This is a genomic window from Roseateles sp. (assembly GCF_036486225.1).
In the GTDB taxonomy this organism is placed as follows: domain Bacteria; phylum Pseudomonadota; class Gammaproteobacteria; order Burkholderiales; family Burkholderiaceae_C; genus Roseateles.
Genome location: NZ_DASVNZ010000154.1, coordinates 1 through 8,755, shown reverse-complemented (window position 1 = coordinate 8,755; position 8,755 = coordinate 1). Strand labels below are relative to the sequence as shown.

Genomic DNA, 8,755 nt, shown 5'->3' with positions numbered 1-8,755 from the left:
AAGGAAGCCAAGCCCTCCGCCCAGCCCGCCGCGAAGAGCGGCAAGCCCGAGATCCAGATCGCCGGTCTCGCGCTGCGCCTGTATGAAGTCCCGGCCGCCGCGGGCAACTACAGCGGCCTGGCGGTCGACTCCAAGCGCCTGTACGTGCAGGAAGGTAGCGCCTTGCGCCAGTTGCCGATCGGCCCGCAGGAATCCAAGCTCGAGACCTTCGCTGACGGCGTCGCCGCCTGGGACCTGAGCGCCGACGGCAAGAAGCTGCTGATCCGCCGCTCGGCCGCCCCGGGCACCGCGCCGGAGATCCTGATCGTCGATGCCGGTCCGAAGATCCCCGGCGACGTCGAGAAGTCGCGCGTGCGCTGGTCCGACTGGCAGATCGCGGTCGACCCGAAGGCCGAATGGCGCCAGATGTTCAACGACGCCTGGCGCATGCAGCGCGACTTCTTCTACGACAAGGACATGCACGGCGTGGACTGGGCCGCCATGCGCGCCAAGTACTTCCCGCTGACCGAGCGCGTCACCGAGCGCGGCGAACTCGCCGAGCTGATGGCGCAGATGGTCGGCGAGCTCAGCCTGCTGCACAGCCAGGTCGCGCCGGGCGAGCTCCGCAAGGGCGTCGAGGAACCCGGCTACGCCGGCCTGGGCGCACAGCTCGAGCGCGACCCCAAGGGCAACGGTTGGAAGATCGCCCGCATCTTCGCCGGCGATCCGGAACTGCCGTCCGAAGCCGGCCCGCTGGCCGCGCCCGGCCTGAACATCGCCGAAGGCGCGGTGATCACGCAGATCAACGGCCGCAAGGCCGCCTCGGTGCCCGATCCCAGCGAGCTGATGCGCGGCCAGGCCGGCAAGCAGGTGCTGCTGCAGATCCGCGAGCCCTCCGGCAAGGAACGTCCGGTCGTCGTGACCCCGGTCGACGTGCGCCGCGAGAGCCAGCTGCGCGTCAACGACTGGCGCTTCAGCCGTGCCAGGCTCGTCGACAAGGCCGCCGACGGCAAGATCGGCTACCTGCACCTGCGCGCGATGACCCGCGACGACATCGGCGATTTCGTCCGCGAGTTCTACGCGCAGAGCGAGCGCGAAGGCCTGATCATCGACGTCCGCCACAACAACGGCGGCAACATCGACAGCTGGATCCTGCAGACGCTGCTGCGTCGCGCCTGGGCCTTCTGGCAGCCGCGCTCGCCGTACGGCAGCAAGCCGTATCCGAACATGCAGCAGGTGTTCCGCGGCAAGGTCGTCGTGATCGCCAACGAGGAAACCTACTCCGACGGCGAGACCTTCTCCGAAGGCTTCAAGCGACTGGGCCTGGGGCCCGTCATCGGCAAGACGACCTCGGGCGCCGGCGTGTGGCTGTCCGACCAGAACCGCCTGATGGACAACGGCCTGATGCGCTCCGCCGAGAACGGCCAGATCACCGTCGACGGCCAGTTCCTCGTCGAGGGCAAGGGCGTGACGCCGGACATCGAGGTCGACAACCCGCCCCGGGCAACCGCCAACGGGCAGGATGCGCAGCTCGATGCGGCCGTCGCGTGGCTGAAGGACGCGATCGCGAAGGATCCGATCAAGACGCCGAAACCGGGGCCGTATCTGCGGCCCATCAAGCAGTGACCCTGAGCGACGCTGAGCGCTCGGCGGGAACTGCATAGGTCGAGCGCGGCCCTGCACAGGGTAGGAGGCCTCGCGTCCGCGAACCTCCCACCCTGCTCCGGTCCCGGTGGCACTCGCTGTCCACCAATGAAAACGGGAGGCCTTGGCCTCCCGTTTGTCGTTGCTGTCGTGCGTTGATGTCGTGCGTTCAGCTCAGCGTCACGCGCGCGAACTGGCGCTTGCCGACCTGCAGCACCATCGTGCCGGCCTCGACCTTCAGGGCCTTGTCGCTGATCGTGACGCCGTCGATCTTGACGCCGCCCTGCTCGATCTTGCGGTTGCCTTCACCGTTCGACGGCACCAGGTTCGCCGCCTTCAGCAAGGCCGCAATGCCCATCGGGGCGCCGCTCAGCGAGACCTCGGGAATATCGTCCGGGATGCCGCCGCGCGCGCGGTTGTTGAAGTCGGCCTCGGCGTCCTCGGCGGCCTGCGCGCTGTGGAAACGCGCGGTGATCTCCTTGGCGAGCATCACCTTCGCCTCCTTCGGATTGCGCCCGCCCTCGACCTCGCGCTTCAGCGCGGCGATCTCCTCGATCGACTTGAAGCTCAGCAGGTCGAACCACTTCCACATCTGCACGTCGCTGATCGACAGGATCTTGGCGAACATGCCGTTGGCCGGCTCCGCGATGCCCACGTAGTTGTTCTTGGACTTGGACATCTTCTCGATGCCGTCCAGGCCTTCCAGCAGCGGCATCGTCAGGATGCATTGCTGCTCCTGGCCGTACTCGGCCTGCAGGTGACGCCCCATCAGCAGGTTGAACTTCTGGTCGGTGTCGCCCAGCTCCAGGTCGGACTTCAAGGCCACCGAGTCGTAGCCCTGCATCAGCGGGTAGAGGAACTCGTGCACCGAGATCGGCGTGCCGGCCGCATAGCGCTTGGTGAAGTCGTCGCGCTCCATCATGCGGGCGACCGTGTACTTCGCGGCCAGCTGGATCAGGCCGCGCGCGCCCAGCGGGTCGCTCCATTCGCTGTTGTAGCGGATCTCGGTGCGCGCCGGGTCCAGCACCAGGCTGGCCTGCTTGTAGTAGGTCTCGGCGTTGTGCTTGATCTGCTCCGGCGTCAGCGGCGGGCGGGTCGCGTTGCGGCCGGACGGGTCGCCGATCATCGAGGTGAAGTCGCCGATCAGGAAGATCACCTGGTGCCCCAGGTCCTGCAGCTGGCGCATCTTGTTGAGCACCACCGTGTGGCCGACGTGGATGTCCGGCGCGGTCGGATCCAGGCCCAGCTTGATGCGCAGCGGCTGGCCGGTGGCCTCGGAACGGGCCAGCTTCTTCAACCATTCGTCCTGCGGCAGCAATTCCTCACAGCCGCGCAGCGATTGCTGCATTGCGTGACGGACGCGATCCGTGATCGGAAATTCGGGCGTCGACGGGGCTGGGGTTCGGATGTCAGACATGGCACTTCGGAGCCCGCACGGGCTTACGTAAAGTCTTGATTTATCGGGTTTTCTAGCATTTGTAACCCGGGCCCGCCGCTATACTTTCGGCTGTTTTTGCGGGGCGCCAGGAGGGCAATTCACATGCCTGACCTGACGCTGCAACGCAAGACGGCGATTCTAGTGGACGGTCTGCCGAGCGCTCCGGACGCCCCTCAGGGCGTCCTTCGCTTTACAGGCCGCCGAATCTCCGGTCCGGGCCATCCGGGCCACGCGCTCTCCAGGCGTGGCGGCGGATGGCGCACCTCAGGCTCCAGAAAAAGGTCTTCGGCGCGTGATGAATTGGAATGACGAATGGCAGCGCGTGCAGCGCACCCTCGCTCGCGCCGAATCCTTCGCGGCCAAACACCCCCGCGCCCTGACCGGCACCGTGGTCGGTGTCCTGAGCTGCTTCGCCGTGACCGCCTTCGGCGTCGCGCCGATGGCCCCTGATGCGGCGGACCTCCCGCAACGCGTCGTCTCCGAATCCATCCCGCTGCAGTCGCTGGACGAGCAACTGGCCGAGCTGGCCGCGTTCGATCCGGGACTCTCGCGAAACGACGTCACGCGGGCCGCCGATACGGCCGATGCGCTGCTCAAGCGCATGGGCGCGTTCGACGCCACTGCCGCCGCCTTCCTGCGCACCGACGACACTGCCAAGAAGCTGCTGACCGGCCGCGTCGGCAAGCGTGTGCAGATCGTCGCGACCGCCAGCGGCGAAGTGCAGTCCATCGTGGCCCGCTACGCCGCCGAGGCCAGCGACCAGCTGGACACCCACTTCACCCGCCTGAGCATCACGCGCCAGGGCGACAAGTTCGTCTCCAAGCTCGAGACCGCGGCCTACGAGACCCAGACCCGCCTGGGCAGCGGCACGATCCAGTCCTCTTTGTTCGCCGCGACCGACGAGGCCAATGTGCCCGACGCGATCGCCACGCAACTGGCGGACATGTTCTCGGGCGACATCGACTTCCATCGCGAACTGCGCAAGGGCGACCGCTTCTCGCTGGTCTACGAAACCCTGACCGCCGACGGTGAACCCATCACCTGGGGCAACCGCTCAGGCCGCCTGCTGGCCGCCGAGTTCGTCAACAACGGCAAGAGCTACCAGTCGGTGTTCTTCCGCGACCCGACCAGCGGCAAGAGCAACTACTACGGCTTCGACGGCGAGAGCAAGCGCCGCTCGTTCCTGGCGAGCCCGATGGAGTTCTCGCGCGTCACGTCCGGCTTCGCGATGCGCTTCCATCCGATTCTGCAGACCTGGCGCCAGCATCAGGGCATCGACTACGGCGCACCGACCGGCACCGCGGTGCGCAGCGTGGGCGACGGCAACGTCGAGTTCGCCGGCTGGCAGAACGGCTTCGGCAACGTCATCCAGCTCAAGCACAGCGGCAACCGCATGACGGTCTACGCCCACCTGAGCCGGATCGACGTCAAGAAGGGCCAGAAGATCGATCAGGGCCAGAAGATCGGCGCCGTCGGCTCGACCGGCTGGGCCACCGGACCGCACCTGCATTTCGAGTTCCGCGTCAACGGCAAGCAGCAGGATCCGCGCGTGATCGCCCGTGCGTCCGAGGCCGTCACCCTGCCCGCAACCGCCAAGGCCGTCTTCAAGGATCAGGTCGCCAGCGCCAAGATCGCGCTCGAAGCCGCCGCCTCGATCCACGACGGCGTCGTCGGCGAGTAAGCGAGCCGGCGCGCGGCCCTCCCGGCGCCCCGCCGCCCCGCCACGCTACTCCGACGCCTCAAGCATCCGGCCATGAAGAAGTCCGGCACCGAGCTCTACATCGGACTCATGTCCGGCACCTCCCTCGACGGCGTCGACGCGGTGTTGCTGCACGCCGAGGCCAGTGGTCGCGTCCACGCTCTCGCACACGAGTACCAGCCCTTCGGCCCCGAGTTGCGCGCGGAACTGCTGGCGCTCAACAGCCCCGGCGACAACGAGCTGCAACGCGCGGCGCTCGCCGCCAATGCCATCGCCCGCGCCTACGCGCAGGCCTGCCGGTCCCTGCTGACGACCCAGCGGCTCGTGCCGCAGGAGATCCGAGCCCTCGGCGCGCACGGCCAGACGGTGCGGCACCGCCCCGGCGAGTTCGATGGCACCGGCTTCACGCTCCAGTTGCTCAACGCTCCTCTGCTGGCCGAGCTCAGCGGCATCGCGGTCGTGCACGACCTGCGCAGCCGTGATCTGGCGGTCGGCGGCCAGGGCGCCCCCCTGGTGCCGGCCTTCCATCGTGCAGTGCTGGCGCAGGACGGCACCGACGTCGTCGTGCTGAACGTGGGCGGCATCAGCAATGTGAGTCTGCTCTGGGCGGACGGCCGCAGCGGCGGCTTCGATTGCGGGCCCGGCAACTGCCTGATGGACGGCTGGGTCCATCGCCACCAGGGCGCCGACTACGACGCCAGCGGCCTATGGGCCGCACAAGGGCAGGTACATGCGGGACTGCTCGACGCGCTGCTTGCAGAGCCCTACTTCCGCCAGGCTCCGCCGCGCAGCACGGGGCGGGATCTGTTCCATCTCGGCTGGCTCGACGCCAGGATCGCGGCCCACGCGCCTCGGATTTCCGCCGTCGACGTGCAGGCGACGCTGCTCGAGCTGAGCGCACTGTGCGTCCTCGACAGCCTGGTCGCCTTCGCGCCGGGCGCATGGCGCGAGCTGCTGGTCTGCGGCGGCGGCGCCTTCAACGACACGCTGCTGAAGCGGCTGCAGGCATTGCTGCCCACGGTGGCCGTCCGCACCACCGCCGCCAAGGGACTCCCGCCGATGCAGGTCGAGGGCGCCGCCTTCGCCTGGCTGGCGATGCGCCACGTGCGCGGGCTGCCCGGCAACCTGCCTGCGGCAACGGGCGCGTCAGGCGACCGGGTACTGGGCAGCTACACACCCACCTGATGGGGCGCGGCGCCTCGCAGCAGCTTGCCCGCCAGAAACGACAAGACCGCCCGAAGGCGGTCTTTGTCATTCAGCCCGAGGGCCGTTGCTTCCGACAGGTCTGGCGCGTGCGCCGGTCAGACCGAGAAGCTCGAACCGCAACCACAGGTGGTCTGCGCGTTCGGGTTCTTGATCACGAACTGGGCGCCTTGCAGATCTTCCTTGTAGTCGATCTCGGCACCGACCAGGTATTGCAGGCTCATCGCGTCGATCAGCAGGGTCACGCCGTTCTTGGCCATCTGCGTGTCGTCATCGTTGACGGCCTCGTCGAAGGTGAAGCCGTACTGGAAGCCGGAGCAACCGCCGCCCTGCACGAACACGCGCAGCTTCAGTTCCGGATTGCCTTCTTCCAGCACCAGTTCGCGCACCTTCTCAGCCGCGCTGTCGGTGAAGACCAGCGGAGCCGGCATGCCGCCCAGATCGGTGGAGGTGGTTTCGAGGACTGCGCTCATCGTGGATCCTGTTGTGTCGGAGGAATGGCGGGATTATCTCAAAGCCCCCGCATCGACTGCGGATCCTTGGAGATAAGCCCCTTCGGCAGGATATGCACCCTGACGAACAAAAAACAAGGCGGAAAGAAAGAACCGCCAAAAAAACAAGGCCGCTGAAGCAGCGGCCTTGTCCTTGAGCTTTCGCCACCGATGACATCCCAACCCGGATGCCATCGATGGACGGAAGTCGATCAGCGCTTGCTGAACTGCTTCCGGCGACGGGCGCCGTGCAGACCGACCTTCTTACGCTCGACTTCACGCGCGTCACGCGTGACGAAGCCAGCGCGGCTCAGTTCGGGCTTCAGGGCCGAGTCATAGTCGATCAGCGCGCGGGTGATACCCAGGCGGACCGCGCCGGCTTGGCCGGACTCGCCGCCGCCGTGCACGTTGACCTTGATGTCGAACGCTTCACCATTGTTCGTCAACAGCAGGGGCTGACGCGAAATCATGATGGACGTCTGACGGCCGAAGTACTGCTCGATCGAACGGCCATTCACCGTGATCTGGCCAGTGCCCTTCTTGATGAAGACACGTGCCACAGACGACTTGCGACGGCCGGTACCGTAGTTCCAGTTTCCGATCATCTCCGCTCCTTAGATTTCCAGCGCCTTGGGCTGCTGGGCGGTGTGCGGATGCGTGTCGCCCGCATACACCTTCAGCTTCTTGATCATCGCGTAGCCGAGCGGGCCCTTGGGCAGCATGCCCTTGACGGCCTTTTCCAGGGCGCGGCCCGGATGCTTGGCTTGCATGTCCTTGAACTTGGTGGCGTAGATGCCGCCCGGGAAGCCCGAGTGACGGTAGTACACCTTGTCCGTGGCCTTGTTGCCAGTGACGCGCAGCTTCTCGGCGTTGATGATGACGATGAAGTCACCGGTGTCGACGTGAGGCGTGTAGATGGCCTTGTGCTTGCCGCGCAAACGGAGTGCCACTTCGCTGGCAACACGTCCGAGCACCTTGTCGGTGGCGTCAATCACAAACCACTCGTGCGTCACTTCGGCCGGCTTGGCGCTGAAGGTCTTCATGAGATTCTTTCAAAAGGCGAAACTTCGGGCGATCTGCCCCCGTACGCTCGGTGCACGCTTGTTTGCGATGTCACCGGTCAAAGTGATTCGCTGCGGCCTCTCACGGACGTTCCCCCGCTGCCTTGGAAACGGGAAAGCCGACGAGTCTAGCAGAACCCGCCCGAAAGCCCAAATGCCGGCTGTCGGCGCCCGGCAGCGGACCCTCCAGGCCGCTCGCGCCGCCGCTTTGTGACGCATCCGGACAGGCGCCGACGCCGTTCCCCGCTAGCATCCGTCCGCATCCCAGAACGCACCATGCCCGCCCCGAACGATCCCCGCCCGACCCCGCCCCAGCCGAAGGCGCCGGAGGCGTCGCCGACCTCCCGCTGGAGCCCGCGCGCGATGCTGGCGCGCTGGACCGGCTGGGTGCCGATCCGCTCGCTGGGCAAGCGCCACCGCAAGCGCATCCTGCAGCACCTGCTGGCGCTGGGCGAGCGGGACCGCTACCTGCGCTTCGGTTATCCCGCCCGCGACGAACAGATCGAGAAGTACGTCGGCGGCCTGGACCTGGTCCGCGACGAGGTGCTGGGCATCTTCAACCGTCGCCTGCAGCTGATCGCCGTGGCCCACCTCGCCTACGCGCCAGCGCCGCAGATCAAGGGCCGTCCGGCGATGGCGGAATTCGGCGTCTCGGTCGCCACCTCCGCGCGCGGCAAGGGCTTCGGCGGCCGGCTCTTCGAACGCGCCTCGCTGCACGCACGCAACCGCGGCATCGACACGCTCTTCATCCACGCGCTCAGCGAGAACGCCCCCATGCTCAAGATCGCCCGCAACGCCGGCGCGACCGTCGAGCGCGACGGCGGCGAATCGGAGGCCTGGCTGCGGCTGCCGCCGGACTCGGTGTCCTCGCATGTGGACGAGGCCCTGGAGCGCCACATGGCCGAATGGGACTTCCAGTTCAAGCGACACATGCGCACCGTCGGCGATTTCCTGGACGGCGTGGCCGAGGTGAAGTCCCGCATCCGCAAGGTGCGGGACCGCACCGACGACCCGGGAAGCAAGCGCTGACGACACGCCGACGCGTCGCTGATCGCACAGGTACCGGTTTCATTCCCGACCTCCCCACCCGATTCCAGGGGGTCCTGGGGGTCAGTTCGGATGCAATTTGTAACGCCTTTCCGCTACATTCCCGCGATTCGCCCGGTACGGTGTCTCTGATTCGCTGCTCCCGTGCGTCCTCCGGCGCCCTGGGGCGCCATCCGTACGGTCCGTCCCGTCT

Annotated in this window: 8 protein-coding genes; 4 read left to right on the top strand and 4 right to left on the bottom strand. The window is 67.1% G+C overall.

Features of this window, described 5'->3' with window-relative positions:
* Nucleotides 1-1,605, top strand: a 1,605-nt coding sequence (locus VF536_RS10690) for a S41 family peptidase (protein ID WP_331614828.1), incomplete at its 5' end; no start/stop codon positions are given.
* Between the two features lie 187 nt (nucleotides 1,606-1,792).
* Here VF536_RS10690 and tyrS read toward each other — a convergent pair.
* Nucleotides 1,793-2,971, bottom strand: coding sequence for a tyrosine--tRNA ligase (tyrS, locus tag VF536_RS10685; protein ID WP_414710341.1), 1,179 nt, complete (start codon nucleotides 2,969-2,971; stop codon nucleotides 1,793-1,795).
* Nucleotides 2,972-3,383: 412 nt separating this feature from the next.
* Between tyrS and VF536_RS10680 the strand changes: the two genes are divergently transcribed.
* Both VF536_RS10680 and VF536_RS10675 read left to right on the top strand, forming a co-directional pair.
* Nucleotides 3,384-4,742, top strand: a complete 1,359-nt coding sequence (locus VF536_RS10680; RefSeq protein WP_331614826.1) for a M23 family metallopeptidase — start codon at nucleotides 3,384-3,386, stop codon at nucleotides 4,740-4,742.
* A 72-nt stretch (nucleotides 4,743-4,814) separates the two neighbouring features.
* On the top strand, nucleotides 4,815-5,945 hold the full coding sequence (locus tag VF536_RS10675; RefSeq protein WP_331614825.1) for an anhydro-N-acetylmuramic acid kinase: 1,131 nt from the start codon (nucleotides 4,815-4,817) through the stop codon (nucleotides 5,943-5,945).
* 116 nt (nucleotides 5,946-6,061) lie between these two features.
* Here VF536_RS10675 and erpA read toward each other — a convergent pair whose 3' ends face one another.
* From erpA to rplM, 3 genes are all read right to left on the bottom strand, one after another.
* A complete protein-coding gene (erpA, locus tag VF536_RS10670) occupies nucleotides 6,062-6,436 on the bottom strand; it encodes an iron-sulfur cluster insertion protein ErpA (protein ID WP_088407855.1) in 375 nt (124 codons plus the stop codon).
* A gap of 230 nt (nucleotides 6,437-6,666) precedes the next feature.
* Nucleotides 6,667-7,059 (bottom strand): 30S ribosomal protein S9, encoded by a 393-nt coding sequence (rpsI, locus tag VF536_RS10665; protein ID WP_331614824.1) that lies wholly within the window; start codon nucleotides 7,057-7,059, stop codon nucleotides 6,667-6,669.
* A gap of 9 nt (nucleotides 7,060-7,068) precedes the next feature.
* A complete protein-coding gene (rplM, locus tag VF536_RS10660; protein WP_067065533.1) occupies nucleotides 7,069-7,497 on the bottom strand; it encodes a 50S ribosomal protein L13 in 429 nt (142 codons plus the stop codon).
* Nucleotides 7,498-7,791: 294 nt separating this feature from the next.
* On the opposite strand from rplM, the gene VF536_RS10655 reads away from it, so the two are divergent.
* Nucleotides 7,792-8,544: a GNAT family N-acetyltransferase gene (locus tag VF536_RS10655; protein ID WP_331614823.1), complete on the top strand. Its 753-nt coding sequence runs from the start codon at nucleotides 7,792-7,794 to the stop codon at nucleotides 8,542-8,544.
* Nucleotides 8,545-8,755 lie beyond the last annotated feature (211 nt).